The following is a 26,552-nucleotide window of genomic DNA, read 5'->3' as shown; positions in this document are numbered from 1 at the left end:
AGAGAAAGCCCGCCGGCTTCACCGGCGGGCAAACCCAAAAGACAGCTGCTCACATACGGTAGGCGATGGTGTCGTTCCAGAAGCGGTCGAGGCGCTGCAGGGCACGGTTCATCTGCTTGAACTCGTCCTGGTTGATGCCGCCGACATGCTCGATCGAGCCGATGTGTCGCTCGTAGAGACCGGCTACCACCTCTGCCACCTCGTTGCCCTTGTCGGTCAGGCTGACGCGAACCGAACGACGGTCGATGCGCGAGCGCTGATGGTTGATGAAGCCCAGGTCGACAAGCTTCTTCAGGTTATAGGATACGTTGGAACCGAGATAGTAACCGCGCGAGCGCAGTTCGCCGGCGGTCAGTTCGGCGTTGCCGATGTTGAACAGCAGCAGAGCCTGGACAGCATTGATGTCGGAACGACCATTGCGATCGAACTCATCCTTGATCACATCAAGCAAACGCCGATGCAGACGCTCGACCAGCTGAAGGGATTCCATGTAAAGCGTGCGGATGGACTCGCGGCGTTCATCGATAACGTTGGCGGTCTTCGCCACTGGACGCGAATTGATCATTGTCTTTGCCTCTCGTTTGTCGCCCGGTGATTTTTTGTTTTTGTCACCTTGATCGCGACACTATCGAATACCTATAAAATTCGACTTAAACGCCAAGGCTAACAAGAGCTTACCGGTAAGAGGTTTCGAGAGAGGGTTAATAAAAACCCCGCCAAGGGAAGAAAATTAACCTAAAGATTTAGCGAATGGCCAAAAGGCCGAAATCATGTACGCCGGCGGCGTCTCTGGAAATGCACGACGAGCCTGAGTGCAACGTAGATCAAAGCCACGGCGGCATGTGTTGCGACGATCGGCCAGCGTTCGCCGAAAAGCTGCGGGTAGCCCACATACATGATCGTTTCGGTCAGGGCGCAGATGAACCAGATGACGGGTCCCCACGACGCGAGCATCCACAGGCCCGCGGCGGCAAAAGGGAAGAAGACGGCCAGGATCGCAGCAGCGAGTTGCCAGTGCACCGGCATCAGGTCGAAGCGCCATAGTGGCCCTGGGTAGAAGCCGATGAGCCGAATCCAGTAGAGAACGCCGAACATCAGGCAATAGACAGCGACGATGCGCTGGAACCATTCGAATACGAGTTCCGTCGTCGAAGGCTCCAGAACCACGCGGCTTTGCGCGGCGTCGTTCACAGCGCCAATTCCCGCTCGCCGAGCGACGCGAAATATGGATCGACGTCCCCCGGCGCGACCGAACCAAGCCCGGCGGGTCGCCATTTCGGCTGACGGTCCTTGTCGACGATCGCAGCGCGGATGCCTTCATAGAAGTCGTGGCCTTCCAGCATGCGCACCAGGATGCGGAATTCCATCCGCATGCAATCGTCCATCGACAAAGAATGGCCGGCGCGGATCTGACGGAAGGCCACGTTGAGGCTGGTCGGCGAACGCTGCGCAATGGTAGCCAGCGTTCTGGAAGCGAATTCGTCGCCGGTGGCCTCGGCTTCGAGGCTGGCGGTGACCTCCGCCAGTGTGCCTTTGGAGAAATGCCTTGCTATCGCCTCGCGCGCAGGCGGTCCGGTTTCGGCGTCAGGGCGGATGGCATGGTCGCGCAGCACCGCGTCCACATCTCCCGTTTCGGTCAGCCGCTGGATGATGTCGGCCTGGTCGGCCGCCTTGATCGCGTGGGTGGCCAAGCCCGACCACAAAGCATCGCCATAGCGGATGCGCTCGCCGGTCAACGCCAGATACACGCCGAAACTATCCTCCAGACCCGGCAACAGGTGACTGCCGCCCACGTCGGGGAAGAAGCCGATGCCGACCTCCGGCATCGCGAACTGGGCGTTTTCTGTAAGCAGCCGATATGAGCCATGGAAGGAAAGACCGACGCCGCCGCCCATGACGATCCCGTCGATCAACGACACATACGGCTTGGGAAAGCGGGGAATGCGCGCGTTCAGCCTGTACTCGTCGGCAAAGAACTCGACGGGCGGATTGCCAGCCTTGCCGCCTTCATAGACTGCCATGATGTCGCCGCCGGCCGAAAACGCCCTGCCCTCTCCCTTCAGCAGCACGAGATCGATCGCGGGATCGGTTTCCCAGGCGTCCAGCGCCCGCGAAAGCGCGTTGATCATGCGGTGCGTGATGGCGTTGAGTGCCTGCGGACGGGTCATCGTCACTATGCCGGCGCGGCCCATCCTTTCGAAGCGGATTTCCTCGCCGCCGCCAAAGTCCATTGCCATAGAATCCTCATTCGTATGCACTGGAAGTGCTAAGCGCCCCCCTCTGGCGCGTCAATGCCGCCCACCCTTTTCGACCGGTTCGGCCCCAGGCAAGCGGACAGAATGGACTGCGACCATCCGCGCAACTGCTGGCACAACCATGCCGCATTGGTCGCTGCGGCCAGCCCATGTTAGAAAACCACCGATCGGAGTTTTGGCCATGAACAAGTTCACCCCCACAAAACCAGCTGGCGCACGCAGCGTCGACGAGATCACCGGCTCGCGCCGCCTGCGCCGCATGCGCAAGGCCGACTGGTCGCGCCGCCTGGTTCAGGAAAATCGCCTGACCGTCGACGACCTGATCTGGCCGATCTTCCTGACAAGTGGAACCAATGTGCGCGAACCGATCGACGCCATGCCGGACGTGTTCCGCCTCAGCATCGACGAGGCGGTTCGTGAAGCAGAACGTGCCGCGAAGCTCGGCATCCCTGCGATCGCAACCTTCCCGAACATCGAGGCCGGGCGCAAGGACGAGGCTGGTTCACACATTCTCGATCCGGACAACCTGATCAACGCTGCGACGCGCGCGATCAAAGCGGCCGTCCCGCAGATCGGTATCATCACCGACGTCGCGCTCGACCCGTTCACCAGCCACGGCCACGACGGCATCCTGCGCGACGGCATCATCGTCAATGACGAGACGGTCGAGCAGGTTGCCGCCGCAGCCGTATTGCAGGCCGCCGCAGGTGCCGACATCATCGCCCCTTCGGACATGATGGACGGCCGCATCGGGGCGATCCGCGACGCGCTGGATGCCAACGGGTTCCAGGACGTCGCCATCATGTCCTATGCGACCAAATTCGCCTCCGCCTTCTACGGCCCCTACCGCGAGGCGATCGGCACGCAGGGTCTGCTCAAGGGCGACAAGAAGACCTATTACATCGATCACGCCAACAGCGATGAGGCTGTTCGGGAGGCGGAACAGGACCTCGCCGAAGGGGCTGACATGCTGATGGTGAAGCCTGGCCTACCCTATCTCGACATCATCCGCCGCCTGAAGGACGAGTTCGCGATGCCGACCTTCGCCTACCAGGTGTCCGGCGAATACGCGATGATCAAGGCCGCTGCCGCCAATGGCTGGATCGATGGCGAAAAGGTGATGCTGGAATCATTGCTGGCATTCAAGCGCGCCGGCTGCGACGGCATTCTCACCTATTTCGCGCCGAGGGTGGCCGAAATCCTGAAAGGCTGAACCCGCGCATGGTGTTCCGGTGGGCAGCCAGGACAATCGACGCCTTCTCGCTGACCGGATTGGCTCTCGCCACGCTATTCTTCTGCGCGTCGCTCACGCCCAGCCTCATTCCACGCGACAGCATCATACAAGGCGTTCTGTCGGGGCTGAGTTTCTCTTGCGGCTATGGTGTCGGCGTCGCCCTGCGTGCGCTCTGGAGCTATATGGAGTTGCCCAAGGCGGACCCGCATCGACTGGTCAGCGCGTCACGGGTGACCATCCTTGCCTGTCTCGCTGGTGCGGTCTTCTTCCTGATCCAGGCGTCCAGCTGGCAGGACTCCATCCGCGTCCTGATGGGCATGGAACCGGCAGACAAGATCGGACCGATACAGGTCGCGTTGATCGCACTGGTGACTTTTGTCTTCGTGATCCTCATCGCGCGGCTTCTCGCTCGCATCTTCCGCATCGTTGCAGGGCGCCTGCGCCCTTATGTGCCACGCCGCGTTGCTGGCGTTGTCGGGCTTGCCGTCACCGCCCTTCTCTTCTGGTCGGTGGTTGATGGCGTGCTCCTGCGTTTCGCAATTCGGGCCATGGACTCGTCCTATCGGGAGCTGGACCAGATCATCGATGCTGATCTGCGTCCGCCAAGCGATCCTCAAAAGACCGGCAGTTCTGCCTCGCTGATCGACTGGCAAGGGCTCGGCAAGATGGGGCGCAGCTACATCGCCTCGGCACCGACCGGCAGGGAAATCGGGTCCCAAACTGGTGAAAGCGCGAAGGAACCGATCCGCGTCTATGCCGGCCTGAACTCCGCCGAAACCGTCGAGGAGCGGGCAAGGCTGGCGCTTGAGGAACTCGTGCGCGTTGGCGGCTTCGAGCGCACAGCGCTTGTCATCATCACCCCGACCGGGACGGGTTGGGTGGATCCAGCCGGCATCGACCCGGTAGAATATCTGCACCACGGCGACATCGCGAGCATCGCCATCCAGTATTCCTACCTGCCGAGCTGGCTCTCGCTGCTGATCGAGCCAGGTTACGGCTCAGAAGCCTCACGGGCGCTTTTCACGCAGGTCTACGGATACTGGAAGAAATTGCCGAAGGACCGGCGCCCGAAACTCTACCTCTACGGCCTTAGCCTCGGCGCGATGAATTCCGATCTGTCGAGCGACATCTATGATGTCGTCGCCGACCCGTACCAGGGCGCAGTATGGGCGGGGCCACCCTTCCCCAGCCGAACCTGGAAAATTGCGACTGCAGGCCGCGTCGCTGGCTCACCCGCATGGCTGCCACGCTTCCGCGACGGTTCGGTCATCCGCTTCACCAGCCAGCACAATGCCCTCGATCTCGATGGTGCGCCATGGGGACCGATACGAGTCGTCTATCTGCAATATGCCAGCGACCCGATCGTGTTCTTCGACCCTTATGCGGCCTACAGAAGGCCGGATTGGATGAAGGGCGAACGTGGACCGGATGTCTCACCGCGCTTCCGTTGGTTCCCGATCGTCACGCTGTTGCAGCTGACCGTCGATATCGGACTGGGCACAACAACGCCGATCGGCTACGGTCATGTCTACGCGCCCGAACATTATATCGACGCCTGGATGGCCGTCACTCAGCCGTCTGGATGGACGACTGAGAAGGTCGAGGCGCTGAAAGCCTTCTTTGTCGCCCAGCGCAAGGCCGAATGATCGGCCTCAGTATTTCTGCGGCACGTAAAGTTCCGGCGGCAGCACTGCACGTTCGTATTCCGGATTGAAGACGCGGTCGGGCAGCGTGATCTCATCATGCTGCACCTCGTCATATCGAACCTGCTGCAACAAGTGATCGATACAGTTCAGCCGTGCCCGCTTCTTGTCGTTGCCTTCAACGATGAACCAGGGCGCTTCCTGGATGTTGGTGCGGGACAACATCTCCTCCTTGGCCTTGGTATACTGCTCCCAACGCACGCGCGACTGCAGATCCATCGGCGACAGCTTCCACTGCTTCATCGGATCGTGGATACGCATGAGGAAGCGCATCTGCTGCTCCTCGTCGGTGATCGAGAACCAATATTTCACCAGGATGATGCCGGAACGCACAAGCATGCGCTCGAATTCCGGCACGTCGCGGAAGAACTCCTCGACCTGATCCGGCGTGGCGAAGCCCATCACCCGCTCAACGCCGGACCGGTTGTACCAGGAACGGTCGAACAGCACGATCTCGCCGCCGGCCGGCAAGTGAGGCACATAGCGCTGGAAATACCATTGCGAACGCTCGCGCTCGGTCGGCGCCGGCAACGCCACGACACGGCAGATGCGAGGGTTGAGACGCTGGGTGATACGCTTGATGACACCGCCCTTGCCGGCGGAATCGCGCCCTTCGAACAACACCACCACCTTGGCTTTCGTGTGGGCAACCCATGACTGCAGCTTGATCAATTCCGACTGCAATCTGAGCAATTCACGGAAATAGACCTGGCGCTCGACGGACGGCGGATGCGTCCGCTTGTATATTTTGGCGATTTCCTCCGAAAGCGCGGGTTCCGACAGTTCGAGCTCGTAATCTTCATCGAGCGTGTCGGCCAGTTCTGCCTCGAGCCAGTCAGCGGCGGGGGAATTGCGTTCCAGTTCGGTCATGATGTCGCTCCGCGTTCGCACCGTGAGCCGACCAATATCCGCGGGCAATGACGGTTTTATTGCAACTGCGAAACCAAAGAGCGTCTATGCCGAAATGAAGCGCCAAATCTTCTCATCGGGCTCGATCTGTCCGCTGAGGACGAAATATTTGTAGAGCACGAGGAAGCACAACGCCCTTTCGGTCGGCTCGTCCAGAAACTGGCGGCAATAGGCCTGCGCCGATGCGATGATGCGCTCCGCCTGTTCGGGATGGCGCTCGAAGAACGCGACCTTGTCAGTAATATCGGAGAAATCGGGCGCGAGCTGCACATAGTGCTGATCCGGCTTGAGATGTCCCTCGCAGAACCAGATCTCATTGGTCGGTTCGGGCATCAGGCAGAGCGAATTCGAGCTCATGATCCATTTGAGGTTCGTTGCCACGTCGTAGCCTTCAAGCGAGACGATGTAGCGATAACGCTTCTGGTCCTCGACACTCATGAACGGTTTGCGGTGGCGCTCGGGCGCATGGGTGGCCGGCGATCCGACGTCACAGAACGGCAGTCCCTGCGCGGCATCCAGAAAAACCAGACGCATCGGATTGTTCATGTCGCCCCGCCAGACGACCCTGGGCTGCTTATCGGCAAACCGCATCGGATCCGCCTGCAACTGGAAATGTCGCAGTTTGTCCATCTTGAACAGAACACCGTTGGCATTGTCCGCGCCAATCGGGCGGTTCTTGACAATGGAGGGAACCGGCGGAAGCCCGCGGACGTCACCGAACTCCAGGTCCAGTCGCAGATCTGCATCGAAGTAGCGGGCGAACTCCTTGAGATCGTAATAATACATCGACGGACGGCGCGGCAGCGTCGCGACCGTCACTGCTACCGGGCTTGGCGTGAACGGATCCCGCAGTTTGTTGTAGTAATTGAGCCGGTCAAGAAGCGCGGGGCCGCGGCGTATCGCGGTTGCGAGCGCCTGATCCAGCCGATGGCGGAAGAGCAATTGCGGCGCGCTGTCGCGAACAATATTGCGCGCGTAATAGAAGACCTTGCCAGTCCTGCGACGAAGATTACGCATCGAAATTCCAACGCAAAAGCCCGCGCAGGCTTTTAGCGTCATGGTCGTTGCCGCGCCAGATAATCCCGGTGAAAAACAGTCAAAGAATGTGACGAAACATTATCAAAGAATAGCGACGGTGGATCCTCTCGAGAGGCACGGTTTGTTCTAGGCAGCAACGACGGCGAAGCCACGGGCTCGCAGACCACGGCGCTCGGTTTGCAGCGAGCCGACCAGCCGGTCACGGCTGCCGCCGATATGCCGGATCAGAAGATCGGCTGCCTCTTCACCTCGCCCTGCCCGCAGAGCGGTCAAGATGGTTCCGTGCTCTGCCCAGGCCCGCGCGGATGCGGCCTCATTGCGGATTTCCAGCCAGCGCGCTCGTGACAGCCGGGTCATGGCGTCGCGTACAGCGCGAAACAGGAACTCATTGCCGGACAGGCGCGCCAGTTCGACATGGAAATCGGTGCCGACCCGATGCCATTCCTCTCTCGGTGTGTCCGGTCCGCAGGAATCAAGCATCGCCTCGATTGCATCGAGACCACTCTTGTCGGTGAGCATCGCCGTGAGCCGTGCCGCCGCGGCCTCAACAGCCTGCCGATAGACGGCAATCTGCTCGATTTCAGCAAGATTGATCGGCGAAACCGTCCAGCCCCGACCGTCGCGGGCAACAAGCCCTTCTGTCTCCAGCCTGAGCAGAGCAGCGCGCACCGGGGTGCGCGAAGCCCCGAAACGGCTCTCGATCCAGCGCTCGGTCAGCTTTTCCCCGGGGCCGATGTCGAGCCCGAGGATCATTTCACGAAGCTGGCGCTCGACCTGCTGCATCTGCGACATCGCAGCCACTCTCCCTTTCACTGGCCCATTGACTTCGTAAAGTCCGCATCGGATACGGATACCATTTTGGTATCCCAAATCGGGATACAAGGCAAGCATACACAGCGAAGAGCAACGCCATGTCGAGTGAAAGCACCACCTCCGGGGAAGCAGGCTACAATGTCCACTGGCGTCGCAATCTCATCGTCTGCTTCATCGGTTCCTTCAGCACGCTCGTGGCGATGACACTGCTTTTGCCCTTCCTGCCGCTCTATGTGGAAGAACTGGGTATCAGCGATCATGCGGGAATAGTGCAATGGTCTGGCATCGCCTACGGCGCCACGTTTCTGGCGGCAGCACTTGTCGCGCCACTGTGGGGACGGCTGGGTGACCGCTACGGCCGCAAGCTGATGCTGGTGCGCGCAAGCTTTGGCATGGCGGTGTGCATGTCGCTTATGGGCATGGTGCAGGATGTCTGGCAGTTGGTTGCCTTGCGCCTTCTGGTCGGCCTCGCCGGCGGCTATTCGTCAGGCTCGACCATTCTGGTCGCCATGCAGACGCCAAAGGACCGCTCCGGCTGGGCCTTGGGCACACTTTCGGCCGGCATCATGGCCGGCAACCTCGTCGGGCCTTTGATTGGCGGCGCCTTGCCGCCCAGGATCGGTATTCGTGCGACCTTCCTGATTGCTGGCGGCGTTATCTTCCTGGCTTTTCTCGCCACCACCTTCCTGATCAAGGAAGATCGCCGGCCGGCGATTGCGAGCGCGAAGAAGCAGGCAAGCGGGGGCTGGTCACAAATTCCCGACAAACGGCCGGTGATGGCGATGCTGGCAACCGGCATGCTCTTGATGTTCGCCACCATGTCGATCGAACCGATCATCACCGTCTATGTCGCGGAGCTGGTGACGGATTCCACGAAGGTAACGCTGGTCGCCGGCTTCGTCATGTCAGCAGCGGCCCTCGGCGCGATCCTGTCGGCGCCAAGGCTCGGTAAGCTCGCCGATCGCGTCGGCCACTGGAGCGTCATTGTCGGCGCGCTGTTGGCTGCCGCGCTGCTGCTCATTCCGCAGGCATTCGTCACCGAAAGCTGGCAACTGATCGTCCTGCGCTTTCTGATGGGCCTCGCGCTGGGTGGTCTGCTGCCCTCCGTCACCAGCGTCATCCGACACAACATACCAGATGGGATCGGCGGCAACGTTCTGGGCTATTCGATCTCGGCGCAATATGTCGGTCAGGTCGCCGGCCCGGTTCTTGGTGGTTTCATTGGCGGTCATTTCGGCATGCGCGCGGTTTTTCTGTTCACTGCGGTGCTGCTGGCATTAGGCGCGCTTTTCAACTGGATCGTACGCAGCCGCTACGAACAGCCGCAGTCCGCGTAACGCTCAAACCATGCGATCTTGGCAGGGTCTCTTGGCGATTTCGTCAGAGAAATAGCCTGGCTTCCAGATTTCAGCGTTTACCTCGATGGAACACTGACGATGAATTCTTCCCGTTTTGCCTTTGAACCATGCGCGCCTCTCGTATCGACCGGAGGGCTCTGCGGTGCCGCAGGCGTGGCGTTGTCAGCGGCGGCAGCGCATGTCGGTGGCGCCTTCACCGCCACAGTCGCTTCATTCCTGCTCACCCACGCGCTCGCGCTGCTCGCGGTCGGACTGGTCGGTGGCAACAGGGTACTTCGCCTTGGCGGACTGGTGCTTCTGGTAGGACTGGTCCTGTTCTGCGGCGATCTGCTTGCCCGCGACTTCCTGGGTAGACGGCTGTTGCCTTTCGCAGCGCCGACTGGTGGCACTTTGTTGATCCTGGGCTGGCTGACAATCGCGGCTTCGGCATTCGCCAGACCAAGAACCTAAGCGCCGGATTTTGCCGTCTTGCCACGAAGCCGCATGTCGGCACCGTCCAGGATAAGGCTGATCCCCGTTTCGAACAGGGCCGTGTGACCACCTTCGCGATAGTGCGCCAGTCCCGCTGCCAACAGAGGATAATCGCGCGCCGCAATATCGAGATCAGCCCCTCTGCCTGGGCCTTTTGGATAGTCGGACTGTTCTTCGATCACGCAACCGAGCGTGTAGCGACCGAGCGCTATGAACAATATCATGGCCTCGCCCGCGTCGAAGCCTTGTGAGACCAGAAACGCGGTTTTCATCTCGACATCCTGTAATTCATCGGGCTCGGCTTCGGTGCCTGCATGCACCCTGCCGGCATCGCGATAAGCGAGCAGCGCTGCCCGAAAACTGCGCGTGTTCTCCAAGAGATACTGCCGCCAGTCGTCGCCGGCCCGTGGCAGCCTATTTTTATGGCTGCGCTCCAGTATCTCCTTGTTCATCGCATCCAGCAACGCACGCTTGTTCTTGAAGTGCCAGTACAGTGCCGGCTGTCGCACCTGCAACCGCTCGGCAAGCAGCCGCGTCGAGAGCGCATCCACGCCGACTTCGTTCAGCAGTTTCAGCGCCTCTTCGACGATACGCGCACGGTCGACCTTCATTGCCGCCTCCATCCAGGACGTCACCCGTATTGCATCTGAAATTTATCAATGATAAGTGAATTTATCACTGATAAATTTTTGGACAAGATCATGAACCGCTCGATCGCCATTATTCTGGCCACGGTCGCCCTCACCGCAACTGGCATCGGACTCACCATGCCGGTCATTCCAGAGTTGCTGCGTGAAGTAGGCCACACCGGCGATCTCGGCTGGCGCTACGGGGCATTCCTGGCGCTTTACGCATTGATGCAGTTCGTCTTCTCGCCCCTGCTCGGCGCGTTGTCGGACCGTTTCGGGCGCAGGCCTTTGCTGTTGATGTCGCTGGCGGGTGCCACAGTGGACTACCTGTTCATGACGTTTGCCCCGACATTGTGGTTGCTGTTTTTCGGCCGCGCGATAGCCGGCGTCACCGGTGCCGTCTCGGCGGTCGCGTCGGCCTATATCGCCGATGTGACCAGCGCGGAGCAGCGCTCCAGGCGCTTTGGGCAATTGGGCGCGGCCTTCGGCGTCGGCTTCATTGCCGGTCCGGCGATCGGCGGGCTACTCGGCGGCGTCTGGACACGCGCGCCGTTTCTTGCCGCCGCGGCGTTGAATCTCGTCACCTTGCTGATTGCCCTACTGGTTCTGAAGGAGCCAAAACGTCAGAACAGCGAAGCGACTTCCGTTTCCCTCAATCCCTTCGCTCCTTTGGGCTGGGCATTCGGCTTTCCATTGCTGCTGCCTTTGCTTGGCACGGCCATCCTGCTGACAATGGTCGGTGAAGTCGGCGGCACGATCTGGGTTGTCTACGTCGAGGACAAGTTCGCCTGGAACCCGCTGACAGTCGGCATTTCGTTGACCTTGTTCGGCCTGTTCCACGCCCTTGCGCAGGCATTTCTGGCCGGGCCCATCAGCGAAAGACTTGGCGAAAAGAAAGCGCTTGCCGTCGCCATCGCGGCCGACAGCACAGCCTATATCCTGGTCGGCCTTGCAACGCACGGCTGGATGGCCTTCGCACTTCTGCCGATGCTCTGTTTCGGCGGCATCGGTGCACCGGCGCTACAGTCGATGATGACGGCGAAAGTGGACGAGAACAATCAAGGCCGGCTGCAAGGCGTGATTGCCGGTTTGACCAGTCTCGCCTCCATCATCGCGCCGCTGGCGATTTCCACCACCTATTTCGCCACGCGCTCGACCTTCCCCGGATTGGTATGGATCGGCGGTGCAGCCCTTTACCTTCTGTGTGTCCCGCTGCTGACCTTTAAGCGTAGCGCGCGGGTCGCCGCCTGAGCGGCGATCCGCGCTTGCACATCAATCAGCAATCTACTGGTTCCGCCCACGATGTGCCGGGCCACGGCCAAGTCTGAATGGCCGGACCTGCCTTTCGCGGCGCTCCGAGGCGCGCTTGGCCGACACTGACGGAATGCCCCAATAGTTGCGATAGATATCTTTAAACAGGTAGTTGATCGGATGCATGATTGCCTCACCTTCTCTATTTGGTTCGCATCATGATTGAATCGATCCAATATCGGGATAAAAAATTTTGGATCGATTCAAATCCTCACCCTTCAACCGCACGAAGTCAAGGCAAATATGGATCGATCCAACAATTGTGATACAAGGTCAGTGCCTGTGATCATCAGGCAGCTGGAAGACACTCGGACCTTCACTGCGTCCGTCAATGAGAAGGATGGCTGATGGCAAGACGGGCAACTGCGATCAAACCGGTCAGATTGGCGGATGTCGCCAAGGCTGCCGGCGTCTCGCACGGAACCGCCTCGAATGTTTTCAGCCACCCCGAGATCGTGCGCGAGGAAGTGCGCGAACGCGTCAAGGCGGCCGCGGACGCGTTGGGTTATGCCGGCCCGGACCCCAAGGGGCGGCTCCTGCGCGCCGGCAAGGTCAATGCCATTGGCGTCGCCACGGCAGAACCCCTCTCCTATTTCTTCGACGATCCTTTCGCCCGTGTGGTCATGTCAGGCATTTCGGAGATTTGCGACGCCACTGGTGCCGGCCTGTCGCTGGTATCGGCGATCAATGGCGAGCATCTCGCCTGGAACATCCAGAGTGCACTGGTCGACGGCTTCATCGTCTTCTGCGTGGAAGGCAACTGGCAGCCGGTATACCTGACACGAGAACGAAAACTCCCCTTCGTAGTACTCGACTTCGGTTACGATGAAGGCGCCCTTTCGGCCATCGGCATCGACAACAAGGCCGGCGCGAGGCTGGCAGCGGACCACCTTCTGGCGTTCGGGCATCGCCGTTTCGGCGTTCTGGCGCTGAATTTTGATGAAGGAAGCAGCGGGCCTATGACCGCCTTGCGCGCGGAAGGCGCCACCTATTCCGGTACGCGCGACCGCCTCTACGGCTATCTGGAGACGCTCGCCGAGGCCGGGATCGATGCAGCCGGCGTTCCGATCTACGAAACAGGCAACGATGTACCCACTGTTCATGCCAGTCTCGACTACATGTTCAGCCTGCCCGAGCCGCCGACGGCGCTGCTCGCCATGTCCGACCGCATTGCCATGATCGCGATCGACTGGCTGAAGGAACGCGGCATGTCGGTGCCCGGCGATGTCTCCATCGTCGGCTTCGACGGCGTGCCGGAAGCCGCATGGTGCAAGCCGCCACTGACCACCATCGCGCAGCCTATGCGGGAAATGGGCCGCCGCGCGGCCCACGCTATCCTCGACCCTGGTCAGGCCGAACGGCGGCAGGAAATGCCGATCGAACTGGTCGTGCGTGAATCGGCAGGTCCCGTCAGCGCACGCTGACCAGCTGTCCAGCAAAACCTCGGCTCTGCTGTGGCGCCTTTGCTTGGCTCGTCCATCCGAGCCGTGACAGCCATTCCAGATAATAGGCGAATGCGAATTGTGCCGCGATACCGGTGGCGACGAGCATGGCGTCATAGGAAAAACCGCCAGGCCGCACGAGTTTCAGCACCTGCGCCACAATGGCGAGGATCGTACCGGCGATGAACACCGGCAGCGAACGCTTGCCGAGAATGGCAAGCGGATGATCCAGTGGCTTGCGGAAGAAGGCCGAGACCGCCGGCAGAGCCACGATCAGGTAGGCAACGGAAAGCACGTGCAGCAGCCGGGACAGCGACAGGAAGGTCTTGTCGAAACCAGCCAGAACCGCCGGCAAGCCAAACCAGGTATCCTGCCCCCACCAAGGGCCGCGAACCCAGACCAGGGCGATCAGCGCATAGACAGCCGCAGAACCCAGCAGCCAGCCATTGACCGGGATGCTGCCGCCACGGCGCACATGCAACGTGCCGACAACCCCGATGGTGAACAGGAACTGCCACGACAGCGGATTGAGGAACCAGAACCCTTGTTCGGGATAGTTCAGCGGCGCGACCTGATAGAGACCGGCCCAAAGCCACACCATGCCGGAAACCGCCAGGGTCGGAAACGGCCAGCGTCCGCCAAAAAACAGAAGCGCAGGCGCTGCCAGAAGCAACACTGCATAAAGCGGCAGAATGTTGTTGTAGCCGATCTGGTGGCCAAGCGTCGCGATCCCGAGCAGCACCTCGGGCGTGCGCTCGATCAGCGGACCGATGTTGATTTGCGTCAGGAAGTCCGGTCGCTTGGCCAACAGGGCGGCCGCGCAGAAGATGGCAACCGAGGCCATGGTCGTAACGATGTGGGAGGCATACAGAACACCGGCGCGGCGCCACATCTTGAGCGTTGCCAGCAACCGGTCCCCAGGCTGGAACTTGCGGCCATAAGCAAGCGCGACGGCAATACCCGAAATCAGCACGAAAGCTTCGGCTGCGTCTGAAAAGCCGAAATTCTTGTAGGTGAAGAGTTCGAACACGGTGCCCGGCACATGATCGATGAAAATCATCAACAGAGCGAGCGCACGCAGAACATCGATGCGGGTATCTCGTTCGGATGAGAGCGGCGTGGTCATGATTAGGACTCCGCAACGGTTCATACTGTGAGCGGTTCGATCCTCGCCTCCCGTCACGGAACCGCTGGATATTCCATATCAGTGCGAAAGCGACCAAAAACAGAGCAGGCTCAATCACTTTTGGGACGACCCAAAAATGTTTCGTTTTGAAGCCGGCAAAAAGAGATAAAATGTTTGAAAAACAAATGGCTGGAACAGATAGCCGACAAAATGGCCAAATGGCGGCATTACGCCGCGACCTGCCCTTCTCTTATCGCCTCCATGTCCCGCAAGACGCCAATTGCGACACGCTGATATTGCTCCATGGTTCCGCCGCGGACGAGACAACACTGATGCCTTTGGCGATGTCGATTGCCCCGCGGGCAAGGCTGATCGCGGTGCGTGGCCGCATTGTCCAGGATGGCGATCTGCGCTGGTTCAGGCGAATCACGCCGACACGGTTCGATCAGGCCAGCATCCGTGAGGAAGCAAGTGCCTTTGCGCATTTCGTCGGTGAGCTGACGGCCCTTCACAACCTTGAACCGGCGCGTATCGCCTTCATCGGCTATTCGAACGGCGCAAATCTGCTTTCCAGCACAATGCTGCTGCACCCTGGTCCCATCGAACGCGCAGTGCTGTTGCGCGCCATGCCGGTTCTGGATCAAGTGCCCGCCGCCGACTTATCGGATGCGCGGATCCTGATGATTGCTGGCGCCAACGACGTCACCTATTCTTCATTTGCGCCGTCTCTCGTTGCGTTGCTGCGACGGCACGGTGCGCGTATCGACGCCCATACCGTCACCGCAGGCCATGAATTCGGCGCAGTGGACGGCGATATCATTGGGAAGTGGCTGAGTGGGCTGCGATCGGCCACTCAAACTTGAACCGAAGCGGCCACTATACCATTTGAGGAAGGAGACCGGCTGTCAGCCGGCCAACCACGAGGATATAAAGGACATGAACGCCCGCGTTCTTGACGGTGAGATCATCACTTCCAGGCTGGACGATGTCCGCGCCTATGATGGCGTGCGCACGCGTCGTGTCTTTGCCTGTATCATCGATTATCTCGTGGTCGGCTTACTCACCATTCCCTTTGCCATCCTGGTGTTCCTGCTCGGCATCATCACGCTGGGCCTGGGCTGGATGCTGTTTTCGGTCTTGGTGCCGGCAGTCGCCGTGATCTACATTTGGAATACGCTGGGTGGCCGCGATCAGGCCACGCTTGGCATGAAGGCGATGAGCATTCGCCTGGACAGGCTGGATGGCGCGCCGATCGACGGCATGACCGCGGTCGTGCATTCCGTGCTGTTCTGGGCCGCCAATGTGATTCTCACCCCCTTGGTGCTTCTGGTTACGCTGTTTTCCGACCGCAAGCGCACACTGCACGACTTGCTGCTCGGCACAGTCGTCAGCCGCACCGACCGCTGAGGCAGGACTTGTCCACACTGTCCTGCCCAACCATCGAATATATGGACCAGAAGGCCTTTCGGCACGATTATCCTGTTGAATTTTTTGGCGCGCGCGCCAAGCTAGGGTAATTCGTGGGAGCATTTTTCGACGCGCGATGACGCAGCATCCTACCCAGTCTCCGCAATTCTTCCTGACCGCGCCCTCGCCATGCCCGTATCTCGAAGGTCAGTTCGAGCGGAAAGTGTTCACCCATCTGGTCGGTGACAAAGCCTCGGAGATGAACGACCTCCTGACCCAGGGAGGCTTTCGCCGGTCGCAGAACATCGCCTATCGCCCGGCCTGCGAGAACTGCCGCGCCTGCGTTTCGGTGCGTATCCTTGCGCAGGAGTTCGAACCCAGCCGCAACATGCGCCGCGTCGAACAGCACAATGCCGATCTCGTTGGCGTCATGCACGACGCCGAACCGTCGACCGAGCAATATTCACTTTTCCGCGCCTATCTCGATGCCCGCCACCGCAAGGGCGGCATGTCGGACATGACGGTACTCGACTACGCCATGATGGTCGAAGACACCCATGTCGACACCAAGATCATCGAATATCGACGGCGCGGACCGGATACCTTCATCACCGGCAAGGGTCAGGGCGCACTGGTGGCGGTGGCGCTGACCGACAAGATGGCCGACGGGCTGTCGATGGTCTATTCCTACTTCGACCCTGACCTGGATGAGCGCTCGCTGGGAACCTTCATGATCCTCGACCATATTCAGCGCGCCAAGGCGATGGGCTTGCCCCATGTCTATCTCGGCTACTGGGTCAACGGCTCGCGCAAGATGAATTATAAGATGCGTTTCATGCCGCAAGAACATCTTGGCCCGAAGGGCTGGGAACGCTTTGGCGGCTGAGTGTGATCCCGAAGGTCAGCGAAGAAGAAGTTGCAGACTTTTCGGAGCCAGGTCACGCGATAAGACAAGAGAGAAGCGGAATGCCGAGCCATCGCATTCCGCTCTGAACAATCGGCCCGTCCAGCCTTTCCGAGGCTCCTAACGCTGCCGTTGCTTTGAGGCGGGGGGCTGCACGTGACTGTTTCTCACGACCATTCCAAGGGTCTGCTGGTTGCCGCGCTGGGCGGCATGGCGTTGACGGTAGACATCCCGCTGATCCGCCTTGCCGACGGCGCACCTTGGACAATCCTGATGCTGCGCAGCGGCACCACGCTGCTTGCCGGCCTGATCGTGTGGGCCGTGTGGCGCTGGTGGACGCCAAGCGCGCCGAAACTGATCCCCGGCCGCGCCGGCCTGGCCGTAGCCACGCTCTATGGCCTTGGCTCGATCGCCTTCATCACGGCTGTCTTCAACACCACAACAGCCAACCTCGTCTTCATCCTCGCATTCAACACCATGTTCGCAGCGCTGTTGTCCTGGCTGTTCCTTCGTGAACGCCCGCGCCCGGCCACGTTTGCAGCCATGGCGGCGATGATCGTCGGTGTCGGTATCATCGTCGGCGGCTCGATCGGCTCCGGCCACCTGTTCGGCGATCTGCTTGCCGCGACGTCGGCGTTCTGCATCGCTTCCGCCATCACGATTTCACGTCGTAGCGGCAAGGATATGGGCTTTCCAGCCTTGATCGGCGTGGTCCTGCCCTTCCTGGTGGCGACCTACATGGTCTGGAACACCGGGTTCCAGGTCAATGCGCCATGGTGGATCCTGTTCAACGGCGGCGTTGTCATTCCGATCTCGTTCTTCTGCCTGGCAACTGCCCCAAAATACATCTCGGCCCCGGAAGCGGCGATGTTCTATCTCCTGGAAACAGTACTGGCGCCGGTGTGGGTCTGGCTGGTGTTCAACGAGGTGCCGTCACGCGACACGCTGATCGGGGGCGCGATCCTGATCATCGCACTGATTGCGCATTCGCTTTGGCAATTGCGCCTTGGCCGCCAGCGCCGCGCGGCACTGGCCGTGCGTCACCCGGCCTGAACCTTCCTCGCTTCCAGAACGACTGGCTCCGCCGCGACCGATGCGTTTGCTTCCGGTTCGGCGGACGGCGTCTCTGCCGGCAGGTTGTCGACCACCTCCACCTCATGCAGCCATTCGCGCCAGATGGCGACAAGCAGCGCCATCAATACAGGGCCGATGAACAGACCGAGGAAGCCCATGGTTTTCACGCCGCCGATCAGGCCGAAGAAGGTCGGCAGGAACGGCAGCTTGATGGGTCCGCCCACCAGCTTGGGACGGATCGTCTTGTCCACGATGAAGAGTTCCACCGAACCCCAGACAAACAGTGCCACGCCCGCCACAGTCGAGCCGGAACCGATCAGATAGAGCGACACCAGCGTAAACGAGAGCGGGGCACCGCCGGGGATCAGTGCCATCACCCCCGTCAGCGCACCCAGTGTCACCGGTGACGGTACGCCGGCCAGCCAGTAGGCGATGCCCAGCACCACGCCTTCGCCGATGGCGATGACGGTCTGGCCGGTGACGGTCGAAGATATGGTTGCCGGCACCACCCGCGAGATACGTTCCCACCGCACCGGCAGGATGCGCTCTCCCAGCGTATCGACCTGACGCGCAAAGCTTTCGCCATCGCGATAGGCGAAGAACAACGCAATCAGCATGAACAGGAGTGTCAGCAGCAGAGAAAACGCGCTGCCTCCAGCGACAAGCGCGGTCTGGTAGATTGAACGGATGTTGGCACCGCTTACCAGTTGGATCAGTTGGCCGATACCGCCGGGATGGCCGATGTTTTTCGTCCACTGCTCATTCAGCCACTCCCCAATCACAGGCAGGCTGGCGATCCATTGTGGCGTCGGAGCACCGTGGCGATTGGTTCCGACCGCCCAGGTTATCCATTCGCGCACTTCATTGATCACATAGGTTCCGGCCAACGAGATCGGGATTACCAGGAAAGCGAGGATGAGCAGCAGCGCGATCGTCGCGGCAATGGTACGGTTACCGTTGACCGCGGCGAGCAGACGTCGGTAGAGCGGCCAACTGGCGAAGGCAATGACGAGTGCCGCCAGAACCGGAACCAGAAACCCATAGAAAAAATAGACACCGGCGGCAGCCACCAGGACGAGAAGCCAGCGCGCGGCCGACAGCGGCGGAATGACGGCGGCCCGCATCGGCGCAGGCACACCGAAGAGGCGCGGCTCCTTTGGTCTCGTCTGCGATGTTTTCAAACAGATACCCCGAATCGACAACGGCGCAGCAAAGACCCACGCCATTCGTCATTATGCCGAACGATAGTGCAGCAATCGTGACCATAAGCCAATTGCAGGTGAATTCCTGCCAGCCATCGCCGTCACGGGCAAGAGAAAGGTTCATGCCGTCTTGCCGGTTGGTCGCAGCATGGCAACCATCACGGTGCGGACGATCGTCTCCAGCTTCTCCAACTCGATGCCGTTTGCAGGCAAATCGTTGTTGGCGATTCCCTGAATGATCGCCATCAGCGCCGGCACCAGCGTTTCGAGGTCGAACAGCGGATCGATTTCGCCGCGGCCGAGGGCCGCACCCAGATAGTTGAGGAAGATGCCGCGCACCTCGGCGAGATGGTTGCAATAGATCGCGCGCACGCTCTCGCTGCGCGTCGCCTCGGCGTGAAATTGCGCGATCAACGCAGAAGCGTCCGTTTCATGCACGAAACGGATATGGGTCATCGAGCCAAAAACCATGCCCTCGATGACATCGCGCTTCGTCAGCATTTCCGCGAGTTTCTCTTCGTCATCGCGTCGCGCGGCCGCGCAGATTTCCTCGATGATCGCTTCCTTGGAAACGAAATAGCGATAAAGCGCACCGGGACTCATGCTGGCCTCGGCGCAGATCTGCTGCATCGACGCACCTTGAAACCCTTCCCGGGCGAAACAAGTCTTGGCGGCATCGAGGACACGCTGCACCTGAAGCTCGCGGCGCTGGGCGCGTGACAGCGTCCGCCCCTCGTCGATCTCGGCCTCCAGCAGAATCTCGATATTGCCAAGCGCGGTTTTCATTGCTATTTCCGAAATGCGAATGATCATTCTCAATTTATGCGAGCGATCATTCTCGGTCAACGTTGAGCTGCGCGAAACACTCCTGACAAAAGTCAGGCAACGAAAATCGCGCGAGTTCGTTCATAGCGCTTATTACATTCTATCCATTGCAGCGAGAGATGAGACCGATGTACCCATCACACGATCAGGATCCCCACCCGATCGCGAATGGCGACGCGCCCTATTTGAAACTTATCGAGGCGATGCGTCCCCTCGCCGGCAAGTGGAAGATCGAGATCCTCTGGATCCTTGCCCAACGCAGGCATCGCTTCGGCGAATTGCGCCGCAGCCTGCCCGGCATCACGCAGCATATGCTCACCCTGCGACTGCGCGAGATGGAAGCGGACGGCCTCATCCGCCGCACCGTCTACCCGGAAAATGTACTGAGAGTGGAATATGAGGTCAGCGAAGTCGCACAGCGGCTGAAGCCGGCCTTCAAGGCGCTGGTCGAGTGGTCGGAACAGTACGGGCCGCTGTCGAAGCAACGCGAGGCTGATTCTGTCGTCCGCGCTCTGCCTGGCATTGCGGCCTGAGCAATCTCGATGCTCTACGGGCTCGTCTCGGTGTCGTAGTCAGCAATATGACCGAAGGCATAGCCTTTGGCTTTCAGGCCGGTGACCAGTGCCGACAGTTGGTCCTTGCCTTGGAAGACGTCCTGAAACATCTCATCATGCATGAGCAGGATGAGTTTGTTCTTGCCGATCGTTCTGCGCGCCGCGAACAAGTGTCCGATCTCATCGATCAGCCGCTCGACCGACTGCACCGGCTTGCCGCTGCCATCATGCACCCACTCGAAGTCCCAGCCGTAGAGATGGAAACCTGACGCAGCGACGAACTCGAAGTCCACTTGTTCGCGTTGCGCCTGTTCCAGGCTGAGGCCGAAATCATCGCGCGACATGTATTGCAACCGGAACACGTCGCGCCCGGGCAATCGCGCCGGAATGGGCGGCGGTGCGCTGAGCCCGAGGACTGCGTTCGCCTTCAGCATATCGGCGACGACGTTCTCGGTGTCGGCGTAAAAACGCTCGTAGCGATTGTTGGCGTGACTGAAACTGTGGTTTCCCACCGTCACCAGCGGCAGCGACTTGGCGCGCTTGAGCAGAGCTCCGCGTTCAGCATTTACCTGTACATGCTGGCCCACCATGAACATCGCAGCCGGCACCTGCTGGGCCTCCAGGACATCCAGGACGTTCCTGGTGCCGTTGAGCGGGCCATCATCGAATGTGAGGAAAATGGTCCGTTCGACAGCGCTGGCCGGCATGCACGCGGCCAGCACCAGGAACAGGGCCGCACACAGAACTGCCGGCATAAAATAAACGCTCCACCCTCGAATATTCGCGGATCAAGGTAGAGAGCCGGCCGCAAGCGTCAAGAAGCTGTCGGCATCTTTGGCATGTCGCGGAGTTATCCCAGAACCTTTCGGCATGGGGTTCCGGGCTCGCGTAGGGCGTACATCAGGTGCGGACGACCGTTTCAGTCCGAAAGATATTCCCTCACCAACAAGCGGCCGCGATGGAGTTTTGCCTTGATGCCCTGATGTGTCTCGCCAAGGCTCGCCGCGATCTCGTCGATCGTCATCTCGCGCAGGTCGCGCAGCAGCACAACCTCGCGATAATGCGGCGGCAGTGCTTCGATCGCGGCTGCAACATCCAGCGCGAGCTCGGCTTGCGGGCGTGTGCCGAAGGAGCGCTCGAGATCGAGCTCCGCCAGTGATTGCGGCGGAGGCAGCCGCAAGGCACGCGCCAGCCGCGTGCACTCCCGCCGCACCACCGTGAAAAGCCAGGCGGAGAACGCAGTCAGCGAGCGGATCGTGCCAATCTTGCGTGACAGCAGCCACAAGGCTTCCTGCACTGCATCCTCGGCATCGGCGGAACCCCGGCATGTCGAGCGGGCATAGCGGCGAATGTCGGGTTGGGCAATCTCGAGCACCTTGACGATTGCTTCGCGGTCCCCCAGCCGCGCAGCATCGAAGAGATGAGAAGGCACGCCATTCATGTGGAGCCTATCATTGCCGCCCGAGCCCTGCCACGGCACACATCGGGCAATAGCCGAACAGTCCCGACAGCGCCAAGACGACCCCGGCCATGGCTCCCCAATAGCTGACGGGCGCTGCGAACCATGCCAACGCGGCAACAGCGGCCGCAGCCCCGATGACGATCCTCACCACCTGGTGCAGGCTGCCGATATTCTTTCGGTAGAAGGCCATGTCTTGTCTCTCCTGTCACCCGCACCATGCCGGCTTCAGGGACAAGAGGCGCGAAACCGGCAAAAGGATTCGCGCTTCGCATAAAAAAGTGGCTAGCCGAACTTGCCTGTACGCGGAAAGCCCTTTGGCACCATCCGACCGGCGGCAGCGCGGTTGCCGATCCATTCGGTCAATTCCTCGCGTGGCCGGGTGAAGGTACGATCAGCGGAGTCCTGCCAGGACAGACCGCCTTCCATGACGAAGGTCTTCACATCGAGAACACCGCCATCCTTGTACTTCTGCAGGCGAACGCCCTTGCCGCGCGCCATCTCGGGAATTTCAGACAGTGCGAACACCAGCATCTTGCGGTTGTCACCGACGATTGCGACGTGGTCACCGACAGCCGGCAGGCATCGTTTCGCCTCGTCGGGTGCCTTGACGTTCATCACCTGCTTGCCCTTGCGGGTGTTGGCGACGACCTCTTCTTCGGAAACCACGAAGCCATTGCCCTGATGCGAGACCAGAAGCAGCTTGCGCTTCGGATCGTGGACGAAGGCCGTGACGATGTCCTGGTCGTTCTCCATGTCGACGATGATGCGGATCGGCTCGCCATGGCCCCGACCGCCCGGCAATCGGTCGGCACCGATCGTGTAGAACTTGCCGCCGGTAGTGAAGACGAGAATCTTGTCGGTGGTCTGGGCGTGGAAGGCGAGCTTCAGCCCGTCGCCCTCCTTGAAGCTGAACAGCGAATGATCGGTCAGGTGACCCTTCATGGCGCGCAGCCAGCCCTTCTCCGACACCACCACCGTCACCGGCTCCTTCTCGATCATCGCATGCGCGATATCGGTCAGGTCGTGTTCAGGCGCATCGGCGAACTGGGTACGACGCGGGCCGAGTTCCTTGTTTTCCTCAGGACCGAAATCGCGGCGGATCTTCTGGATTTCCCAGGCGATCGTCTTCCACTGCTTCTCCACCGAAGCGAGCAGGGACTCGATCTGCTTCTTCTCCTCCGAAAGCCCGTCGTATTCCTTGCGGATCTCGAATTCCTCGAGCTTGCGCAAAGCACGCAGCCGCATGTTGAGAATGGCTTCGGCTTGTACGTCGGTCAGCGACCAACGGGCCATCATGACCTGCTTGGGTTCATCCTCCTCGCGGATGATGCGGATCACCTCATCGATGTTGAGATAGGCGATCAGGTAGCCAGCCAGGATTTCGAGGCGCTTTTCGATTTCACCCAACCGGTGCTTCGAACGGCGCACCAGCACTTCGCGGCGATGCTCCAGCCATTCCTGCAGCACGCCCTTGAGCGAAAGCACGTTCGGCACCTTGCCGCGCGACAGCACATTCATATTGAGCGGAAAGCGGCTTTCGAGCTCAGTCAGCTTGAACAGCGATTCCATCAGAAGGCCTGGGGCGACCGTGCGGCTTTTCGGTACCAGGACGACGCGGATGTCCTCGGCGCTCTCGTCGCGAATGTCTTCCAGAAGCGGCAGTTTCCTGGCCATCAGAAGCTCGGCGATCTTTTCGATCAACCGCGACTTCTGCACACCATAGGGGATTTCGGTGACAGCGATCACCCAGGTGCCCCTGCCTTGGTCCTCCTGGCTCCATTTCGAACGGACGCGAAAACCACCCCTGCCCGTTTCATAGGCATCGAGAATGGATTGACGGCTGTCGACGATGATACCGCCAGTCGGGAAATCAGGTCCCTGTACGAACTCCACCAGCTTGGCGACAGAAGCGTCGGGATGATCGATGAGGTGAAGAGCGGCATCGCACAGCTCGGCAACGTTGTGTGGCGGCACCGATGTCGCCATGCCCACCGCGATGCCGGAAGAGCCATTGGCCAGCAGGTTCGGGAACGCGCCCGGCAGGACGATGGGTTCTTCGTCCTCCTCGTTGTAGGTCGGGCGATAGTCGACCGCGTCCTCGGTGATGCCGGCGAGCAGTTCCGTTGCCACATCCGTCATGCGTGCTTCGGTGTAACGCATGGCGGCGGCGTTATCGCCATCGATGTTGCCGAAATTGCCCTGCCCGTCGACGAGCGGGTAGCGCATGGAGAAATCCTGCGCGAGACGCACCAGCGCGTCGTAGATCGACTGGTCGCCATGTGGATGGAATTTACCCATCACCTCGCCGACGATGCGGGCGCATTTGGCAAAACCCTGGTCGGGGTTGAGGCGCAACAGCCGCATGGCATGCATGATGCGGCGATGCACCGGCTTCAGGCCATCGCGCACATCCGGCAAAGCGCGGTTCATGATCGTCGAGAGCGCGTAAGAAAGATAACGATCTTCCAACGCCTTCTTCAGGTCGACCGATTCGATGTTGTCGTGGCCACCATTGTCAGGCGGCAAAAGGCTCTTTCCCATGGGTTTGGACTAACCGAGAGGCTGATTCGCGACAAGAGGCGCGTGGGTCAAGTCATTCCAAGTCTCATTCCAAAAAAGCGGTTGGCAAGCGCATCCGCGATATTTCCCCGGTCGGCAGCGACCAAATGGTCGCCATGAAACTGTAACATGAGCCGTTTAAGCGCGGCGCATCGATGCGGGATGTTGCGTGGACAGCTGCCATGACGTAAGGACCGCGCCTTGCCGCTGCCCGATTTCCTGGATCTGTCTTTTCCGCGAATGTCGGCTTTTCTGGCGGGAATGCCTTCTTCCGGCCCAGTTCGTTGCGGACGGGTGAAGGTGTTAAATATGAGCAGATTTTTCTGGACAGCCCCTGTCACTTTGGAGCACGCGATGACCATTCACCGCTCAACCCTTCGCAAGTTCGCCTATTCGGCGCTTCTCCTCGCCCTGCCGCTCAATCCCGCTTTTGCGGCTGACACCAAGGCGGTGGCCGAGCGCCTGAAGGCTTCTTTCGAGAACCAGGGCGTGACCCTCGCCTGGACCGGCGTTTCCGGCGACACTTCCAGCATGGTGCTGGAAGGGGTGACGGTCGCCCCTGCCGGCGACAAGGAACCGCTGAAGATCGGCAACGTCACCTTCAAGAACGTGACCGATGCCAATGGCGGCTACCTCGTCGACACAGTCTCGACTGAAGCTTTCACCCAGGAGAAGGACGGCGCCAAGTTCGAAATGAGCCCCTTCGTCATCAACGGCATGACCATCCCTGGAGAAGGCAACACCGATCCCGTGGCCTCGCTGCTGATGTACAAATCCGCCCAGCTCGACAGCCTGTCGGTGAAGGTTGGCGACAAGACCGCCTTCTCGGTCGCCAACGCCAATGTCGACATCGTCCCCCCGGCTGACGGCAAAGCCCTGAGCTTCACCGGCGGCGCCGAGAAATTCACCGGAGACTTGTCGCTGGTGCAGGATGCCGACTCCAAGGCAATGATTGATGGCCTCGGCTACCAGAACATTTCCGGCAAGCTCGACATGGCCGGTTCCTGGGAGCCGAAGGACGGCAAGATGGATCTGTCGAAATACGACATCACCGTCGACAATGCCGGAACACTTGGCATGGCCTTCTCGCTCGGCGGCTACACCACCGACTTCATCAAGTCGCTGCAGCAGCTCCAGAAGAAGATGGCCGCGTCGCCGGAAGGTGCCGACAAGTCCGCTGAGGGCATGGCCGTGCTCGGCCTGATGCAGCAGCTCACCTTCAACAGCGCCTCGATCCGCTTCGCCGACAATTCACTGACCAACAAGGTGCTGGAATTCGTCGCCAAGAAGCAGAACATGCAGCCGAAAGACATCGCCAACCAGGCCAAGGCCATCGTGCCGTTCGGCATGGCGCAGATCAACAACCCCGAGCTGACCGCTCAGGTGACAAAGGCTGTCAGCGATTATCTCGACAACCCGCAGAACCTGGTGATTACAGCCAAGCCCGCCAGCCCCGTGCCCTTCGCACTGATCGCGGCTGGTGCGATGGCAAGCCCGGCCGACCTCACCAAGACGCTCGGCGTGACCGTCACGGCCAACGGCAACTGATTGCCCAGCCAATGGCTAGAAAGCAAAAAAGGCCGCCCTAGGGCGGCCTTTTTCATGAAACCCAACTGCCTTGCCTCAGGCAAGGCAGAAAACCTCAAGCCCTGCTTAGCGCAACGTCGGTATGGGGACGGGTCGGCAGAAGCGCCGTCAGCACATCTTCATCAACTGGTTCGAGGTCGATTGTGCCGACCGTCTCACCATCCACGAAGTTCAAGGCAGCGCGGTAACGACGGGCCAACGTCTTCATCGCCTGGTTCTGCGGATGGGTGGTAACACGCAGTCGCATATAGCCCAGTCCGCGTGCCTGTGCGATCAGGCGCTCGAACAGGTGGCCGCCAATGCCGCGATGCTGCAGATGACGCTCCACGCTGAAGGCGATCTCGGCGGTCGGCTCGGCATCCTCCGGCCGCTCATGCAGCTCGGCAGCGCCCAGCACCAGATCGTCTTCGACATAGCCGATGACCGTAGTGCCATCCGCGAAGCTGCGTTCGGCATAAGAGGCTATGAAGGCGTCGTCCGTCAGTCCGTTGAAGCGATCGCGCCGGCTTTCGGCATCCAATCTCAACAGATGGTCGCGGAATCGCGGCAGCTCGGAAGGCCTGAGCTGCCGTATGGTCCCCATCAGGGGAGCGGTGTTCGTAATCTGTCTTTCCATGTCGCACTCCTAACGGGTTCCTCCCCGAGTCGGTGCTCGACGCTGCTAATATTGTGCAGCGCACCATGGTTTG

At 60.4% G+C, this 26,552-nt stretch carries 28 protein-coding genes; 12 read left to right on the top strand and 16 right to left on the bottom strand.

From position 1 onward, the window contains the following. Nucleotides 1-49 precede the first annotated feature (49 nt). The 3 genes from ldtR to ACFWXH_RS11645 form a co-directional block, all read right to left on the bottom strand. On the bottom strand, nucleotides 50-565 hold the full coding sequence (gene ldtR, locus ACFWXH_RS11655; protein WP_054311167.1) for a transcriptional regulator LdtR: 516 nt from the start codon (nucleotides 563-565) through the stop codon (nucleotides 50-52). A 203-nt stretch (nucleotides 566-768) separates the two neighbouring features. Then, nucleotides 769-1,191, bottom strand: a complete 423-nt coding sequence (locus tag ACFWXH_RS11650; protein WP_379120286.1) for a DUF6163 family protein — start codon at nucleotides 1,189-1,191, stop codon at nucleotides 769-771. After that, a complete protein-coding gene (locus ACFWXH_RS11645; RefSeq protein WP_379120926.1) occupies nucleotides 1,188-2,231 on the bottom strand; it encodes an enoyl-CoA hydratase/isomerase family protein in 1,044 nt (347 codons plus the stop codon). Before ACFWXH_RS11645 ends, ACFWXH_RS11650 begins: the two co-directional genes overlap by 4 nt. A gap of 205 nt (nucleotides 2,232-2,436) precedes the next feature. On the opposite strand from ACFWXH_RS11645, the gene hemB reads away from it, so the two are divergent. Together hemB and ACFWXH_RS11635 are read left to right on the top strand one after the other, a co-directional pair. After that, nucleotides 2,437-3,468, top strand: coding sequence for a porphobilinogen synthase (gene hemB, locus ACFWXH_RS11640; protein WP_379120284.1), 1,032 nt, complete (start codon nucleotides 2,437-2,439; stop codon nucleotides 3,466-3,468). Between the two features lie 8 nt (nucleotides 3,469-3,476). After that, the gene (locus tag ACFWXH_RS11635) at nucleotides 3,477-5,135 is read left to right on the top strand and encodes an alpha/beta hydrolase (protein ID WP_379120282.1); all 1,659 of its coding nucleotides are present in this window, start codon (nucleotides 3,477-3,479) and stop codon (nucleotides 5,133-5,135) included. 6 nt (nucleotides 5,136-5,141) lie between these two features. Here the strand turns inward: ACFWXH_RS11635 and ppk2 are convergent, their stop codons facing one another. The 3 genes from ppk2 to ACFWXH_RS11620 all read right to left on the bottom strand — a co-directional run bounded on the left by ppk2 (nucleotide 5,142) and on the right by ACFWXH_RS11620 (nucleotide 7,931). Further along, nucleotides 5,142-6,062 carry a polyphosphate kinase 2 gene (ppk2, locus tag ACFWXH_RS11630; RefSeq protein ID WP_379120280.1) on the bottom strand — a complete coding sequence of 307 codons (921 nt, stop codon included), beginning with the start codon at nucleotides 6,060-6,062 and terminating at the stop codon, nucleotides 5,142-5,144. An 84-nt stretch (nucleotides 6,063-6,146) separates the two neighbouring features. Beyond that, complete coding sequence (locus ACFWXH_RS11625; protein ID WP_379120278.1) at nucleotides 6,147-7,118, bottom strand: glycosyl transferase family 90; 972 nt, start codon at nucleotides 7,116-7,118, stop codon at nucleotides 6,147-6,149. A 147-nt stretch (nucleotides 7,119-7,265) separates the two neighbouring features. Further along, nucleotides 7,266-7,931: a GntR family transcriptional regulator gene (locus ACFWXH_RS11620; RefSeq protein ID WP_379120276.1), complete on the bottom strand. Its 666-nt coding sequence runs from the start codon at nucleotides 7,929-7,931 to the stop codon at nucleotides 7,266-7,268. A 47-nt stretch (nucleotides 7,932-7,978) separates the two neighbouring features. On the opposite strand from ACFWXH_RS11620, the gene ACFWXH_RS11615 reads away from it, so the two are divergent. Both ACFWXH_RS11615 and ACFWXH_RS11610 read left to right on the top strand, forming a co-directional pair. After that, nucleotides 7,979-9,289 carry a multidrug efflux MFS transporter gene (locus ACFWXH_RS11615; RefSeq protein ID WP_379120924.1) on the top strand — a complete coding sequence of 437 codons (1,311 nt, stop codon included), beginning with the start codon at nucleotides 7,979-7,981 and terminating at the stop codon, nucleotides 9,287-9,289. Nucleotides 9,290-9,388: 99 nt separating this feature from the next. Next, on the top strand, nucleotides 9,389-9,760 hold the full coding sequence (locus tag ACFWXH_RS11610) for a DUF423 domain-containing protein (protein WP_379120274.1): 372 nt from the start codon (nucleotides 9,389-9,391) through the stop codon (nucleotides 9,758-9,760). Here ACFWXH_RS11610 and ACFWXH_RS11605 read toward each other — a convergent pair. Further along, complete coding sequence (locus ACFWXH_RS11605) at nucleotides 9,757-10,392, bottom strand: TetR/AcrR family transcriptional regulator C-terminal domain-containing protein (protein ID WP_379120272.1); 636 nt, start codon at nucleotides 10,390-10,392, stop codon at nucleotides 9,757-9,759. The genes ACFWXH_RS11610 and ACFWXH_RS11605 overlap by 4 nt on opposite strands. 90 nt (nucleotides 10,393-10,482) lie before the next feature. Between ACFWXH_RS11605 and tet the strand changes: the two genes are divergently transcribed. Further along, nucleotides 10,483-11,661: a Tet(A)/Tet(B)/Tet(C) family tetracycline efflux MFS transporter gene (gene tet / locus ACFWXH_RS11600; RefSeq protein WP_379120270.1), complete on the top strand. Its 1,179-nt coding sequence runs from the start codon at nucleotides 10,483-10,485 to the stop codon at nucleotides 11,659-11,661. A gap of 407 nt (nucleotides 11,662-12,068) precedes the next feature. Continuing rightward, nucleotides 12,069-13,145 carry a LacI family DNA-binding transcriptional regulator gene (locus ACFWXH_RS11595; RefSeq protein ID WP_054311179.1) on the top strand — a complete coding sequence of 359 codons (1,077 nt, stop codon included), beginning with the start codon at nucleotides 12,069-12,071 and terminating at the stop codon, nucleotides 13,143-13,145. Here the strand turns inward: ACFWXH_RS11595 and ACFWXH_RS11590 are convergent. Next, entirely contained in the window at nucleotides 13,132-14,289 is a 1,158-nt protein-coding gene (locus ACFWXH_RS11590; RefSeq protein ID WP_379120268.1) for an OpgC family protein, read from the bottom strand. The genes ACFWXH_RS11595 and ACFWXH_RS11590 overlap by 14 nt on opposite strands. 146 nt (nucleotides 14,290-14,435) lie before the next feature. Here ACFWXH_RS11590 and ACFWXH_RS11585 point away from each other — a divergent pair, with 146 nt between their 5' ends. The 4 genes from ACFWXH_RS11585 to ACFWXH_RS11570 all read left to right on the top strand — a co-directional run bounded on the left by ACFWXH_RS11585 (nucleotide 14,436) and on the right by ACFWXH_RS11570 (nucleotide 17,653). After that, nucleotides 14,436-15,152 carry an alpha/beta hydrolase gene (locus ACFWXH_RS11585; protein ID WP_379120266.1) on the top strand — a complete coding sequence of 239 codons (717 nt, stop codon included), beginning with the start codon at nucleotides 14,436-14,438 and terminating at the stop codon, nucleotides 15,150-15,152. 73 nt (nucleotides 15,153-15,225) lie between these two features. Continuing rightward, nucleotides 15,226-15,696, top strand: coding sequence for an RDD family protein (locus ACFWXH_RS11580; RefSeq protein ID WP_379120264.1), 471 nt, complete (start codon nucleotides 15,226-15,228; stop codon nucleotides 15,694-15,696). A 136-nt stretch (nucleotides 15,697-15,832) separates the two neighbouring features. Then, entirely contained in the window at nucleotides 15,833-16,582 is a 750-nt protein-coding gene (locus ACFWXH_RS11575) for an arginyltransferase (protein WP_054311183.1), read from the top strand. Between the two features lie 174 nt (nucleotides 16,583-16,756). Next, the gene (locus ACFWXH_RS11570; protein WP_379120262.1) at nucleotides 16,757-17,653 is read left to right on the top strand and encodes an EamA family transporter; all 897 of its coding nucleotides are present in this window, start codon (nucleotides 16,757-16,759) and stop codon (nucleotides 17,651-17,653) included. On the opposite strand, the gene ACFWXH_RS11565 is transcribed toward ACFWXH_RS11570, so the two are convergent. Beyond that, nucleotides 17,641-18,798 carry an AI-2E family transporter gene (locus tag ACFWXH_RS11565; RefSeq protein ID WP_244483383.1) on the bottom strand — a complete coding sequence of 386 codons (1,158 nt, stop codon included), beginning with the start codon at nucleotides 18,796-18,798 and terminating at the stop codon, nucleotides 17,641-17,643. The two genes, ACFWXH_RS11570 and ACFWXH_RS11565, sit on opposite strands and share 13 nt — an antisense overlap. 198 nt (nucleotides 18,799-18,996) lie before the next feature. Continuing rightward, complete coding sequence (locus ACFWXH_RS11560; protein WP_054311185.1) at nucleotides 18,997-19,662, bottom strand: TetR/AcrR family transcriptional regulator; 666 nt, start codon at nucleotides 19,660-19,662, stop codon at nucleotides 18,997-18,999. Nucleotides 19,663-19,829: 167 nt separating this feature from the next. Here ACFWXH_RS11560 and ACFWXH_RS11555 point away from each other — a divergent pair, with 167 nt between their 5' ends. Next, entirely contained in the window at nucleotides 19,830-20,234 is a 405-nt protein-coding gene (locus ACFWXH_RS11555) for a winged helix-turn-helix transcriptional regulator (protein WP_379120260.1), read from the top strand. Nucleotides 20,235-20,248: 14 nt separating this feature from the next. On the opposite strand, the gene ACFWXH_RS11550 is transcribed toward ACFWXH_RS11555, so the two are convergent. From ACFWXH_RS11550 to ACFWXH_RS11530, 5 genes are all read right to left on the bottom strand, one after another. Further along, nucleotides 20,249-21,010 carry a polysaccharide deacetylase family protein gene (locus ACFWXH_RS11550; RefSeq protein WP_379120258.1) on the bottom strand — a complete coding sequence of 254 codons (762 nt, stop codon included), beginning with the start codon at nucleotides 21,008-21,010 and terminating at the stop codon, nucleotides 20,249-20,251. Between the two features lie 164 nt (nucleotides 21,011-21,174). Further along, nucleotides 21,175-21,696: an RNA polymerase sigma factor gene (locus ACFWXH_RS11545; protein WP_379120256.1), complete on the bottom strand. Its 522-nt coding sequence runs from the start codon at nucleotides 21,694-21,696 to the stop codon at nucleotides 21,175-21,177. 10 nt (nucleotides 21,697-21,706) lie between these two features. After that, nucleotides 21,707-21,907 carry a DUF2892 domain-containing protein gene (locus ACFWXH_RS11540; RefSeq protein ID WP_379120254.1) on the bottom strand — a complete coding sequence of 67 codons (201 nt, stop codon included), beginning with the start codon at nucleotides 21,905-21,907 and terminating at the stop codon, nucleotides 21,707-21,709. Between the two features lie 92 nt (nucleotides 21,908-21,999). Next, nucleotides 22,000-24,258, bottom strand: a complete 2,259-nt coding sequence (gene parC / locus ACFWXH_RS11535; protein ID WP_379120252.1) for a DNA topoisomerase IV subunit A — start codon at nucleotides 24,256-24,258, stop codon at nucleotides 22,000-22,002. Nucleotides 24,259-24,305: 47 nt separating this feature from the next. Continuing rightward, nucleotides 24,306-24,638, bottom strand: coding sequence for a hypothetical protein (locus ACFWXH_RS11530; protein ID WP_379120250.1), 333 nt, complete (start codon nucleotides 24,636-24,638; stop codon nucleotides 24,306-24,308). On the opposite strand from ACFWXH_RS11530, the gene ACFWXH_RS11525 reads away from it, so the two are divergent. Next, nucleotides 24,631-25,824, top strand: coding sequence for a hypothetical protein (locus tag ACFWXH_RS11525; protein ID WP_379120248.1), 1,194 nt, complete (start codon nucleotides 24,631-24,633; stop codon nucleotides 25,822-25,824). The two genes, ACFWXH_RS11530 and ACFWXH_RS11525, sit on opposite strands and share 8 nt — an antisense overlap. A 94-nt stretch (nucleotides 25,825-25,918) precedes the next feature. On the opposite strand, the gene ACFWXH_RS11520 is transcribed toward ACFWXH_RS11525, so the two are convergent. Then, nucleotides 25,919-26,479 (bottom strand): GNAT family N-acetyltransferase, encoded by a 561-nt coding sequence (locus ACFWXH_RS11520; RefSeq protein ID WP_379120246.1) that lies wholly within the window; start codon nucleotides 26,477-26,479, stop codon nucleotides 25,919-25,921. Nucleotides 26,480-26,552 lie beyond the last annotated feature (73 nt).

The organism is Mesorhizobium sp. NPDC059054 (assembly GCF_042739215.1).
GTDB lineage: Bacteria > Pseudomonadota > Alphaproteobacteria > Rhizobiales > Rhizobiaceae > Mesorhizobium.
The sequence above is the reverse complement of the archived record's forward strand: the minus strand, read 5'-3'. Positions and strand labels throughout refer to the sequence as shown.

Bases quoted from the DNA above. Each gene is read 5' to 3' on its own strand.
- ldtR (WP_054311167.1), bottom strand. From the start codon at position 565: ATGATCAATTCGCGTCCAGTGGCGAAGACCGCCAACGTTATCGATGAA.
- ACFWXH_RS11645 (WP_379120926.1), bottom strand. From the start codon at position 2,231: ATGGACTTTGGCGGCGGCGAGGAAATCCGCTTCGAAAGGATGGGCCGC.
- hemB (WP_379120284.1), top strand. From the start codon at position 2,437: ATGAACAAGTTCACCCCCACAAAACCAGCTGGCGCACGCAGCGTCGAC.
- ACFWXH_RS11635 (WP_379120282.1), top strand. From the start codon at position 3,477: ATGGTGTTCCGGTGGGCAGCCAGGACAATCGACGCCTTCTCGCTGACC.
- ppk2 (WP_379120280.1), bottom strand. From the start codon at position 6,062: ATGACCGAACTGGAACGCAATTCCCCCGCCGCTGACTGGCTCGAGGCA.
- ACFWXH_RS11625 (WP_379120278.1), bottom strand. From the start codon at position 7,118: ATGCGTAATCTTCGTCGCAGGACTGGCAAGGTCTTCTATTACGCGCGC.
- ACFWXH_RS11620 (WP_379120276.1), bottom strand. From the start codon at position 7,931: ATGTCGCAGATGCAGCAGGTCGAGCGCCAGCTTCGTGAAATGATCCTC.
- ACFWXH_RS11610 (WP_379120274.1), top strand. From the start codon at position 9,389: ATGAATTCTTCCCGTTTTGCCTTTGAACCATGCGCGCCTCTCGTATCG.
- ACFWXH_RS11605 (WP_379120272.1), bottom strand. From the start codon at position 10,392: ATGAAGGTCGACCGTGCGCGTATCGTCGAAGAGGCGCTGAAACTGCTG.
- tet (WP_379120270.1), top strand. From the start codon at position 10,483: ATGAACCGCTCGATCGCCATTATTCTGGCCACGGTCGCCCTCACCGCA.
- ACFWXH_RS11595 (WP_054311179.1), top strand. From the start codon at position 12,069: ATGGCAAGACGGGCAACTGCGATCAAACCGGTCAGATTGGCGGATGTC.
- ACFWXH_RS11590 (WP_379120268.1), bottom strand. From the start codon at position 14,289: ATGACCACGCCGCTCTCATCCGAACGAGATACCCGCATCGATGTTCTG.
- ACFWXH_RS11580 (WP_379120264.1), top strand. From the start codon at position 15,226: ATGAACGCCCGCGTTCTTGACGGTGAGATCATCACTTCCAGGCTGGAC.
- ACFWXH_RS11575 (WP_054311183.1), top strand. From the start codon at position 15,833: ATGACGCAGCATCCTACCCAGTCTCCGCAATTCTTCCTGACCGCGCCC.
- ACFWXH_RS11565 (WP_244483383.1), bottom strand. From the start codon at position 18,798: ATGCGGGCCGCCGTCATTCCGCCGCTGTCGGCCGCGCGCTGGCTTCTC.
- ACFWXH_RS11560 (WP_054311185.1), bottom strand. From the start codon at position 19,662: ATGAAAACCGCGCTTGGCAATATCGAGATTCTGCTGGAGGCCGAGATC.
- ACFWXH_RS11555 (WP_379120260.1), top strand. From the start codon at position 19,830: ATGTACCCATCACACGATCAGGATCCCCACCCGATCGCGAATGGCGAC.
- ACFWXH_RS11550 (WP_379120258.1), bottom strand. From the start codon at position 21,010: ATGCCGGCAGTTCTGTGTGCGGCCCTGTTCCTGGTGCTGGCCGCGTGC.
- ACFWXH_RS11545 (WP_379120256.1), bottom strand. From the start codon at position 21,696: ATGAATGGCGTGCCTTCTCATCTCTTCGATGCTGCGCGGCTGGGGGAC.
- ACFWXH_RS11540 (WP_379120254.1), bottom strand. From the start codon at position 21,907: ATGGCCTTCTACCGAAAGAATATCGGCAGCCTGCACCAGGTGGTGAGG.
- parC (WP_379120252.1), bottom strand. From the start codon at position 24,258: ATGGGAAAGAGCCTTTTGCCGCCTGACAATGGTGGCCACGACAACATC.
- ACFWXH_RS11525 (WP_379120248.1), top strand. From the start codon at position 24,631: ATGACCATTCACCGCTCAACCCTTCGCAAGTTCGCCTATTCGGCGCTT.
- ACFWXH_RS11530 (WP_379120250.1), bottom strand. From the start codon at position 24,638: ATGGTCATCGCGTGCTCCAAAGTGACAGGGGCTGTCCAGAAAAATCTG.
- ACFWXH_RS11520 (WP_379120246.1), bottom strand. From the start codon at position 26,479: ATGGAAAGACAGATTACGAACACCGCTCCCCTGATGGGGACCATACGG.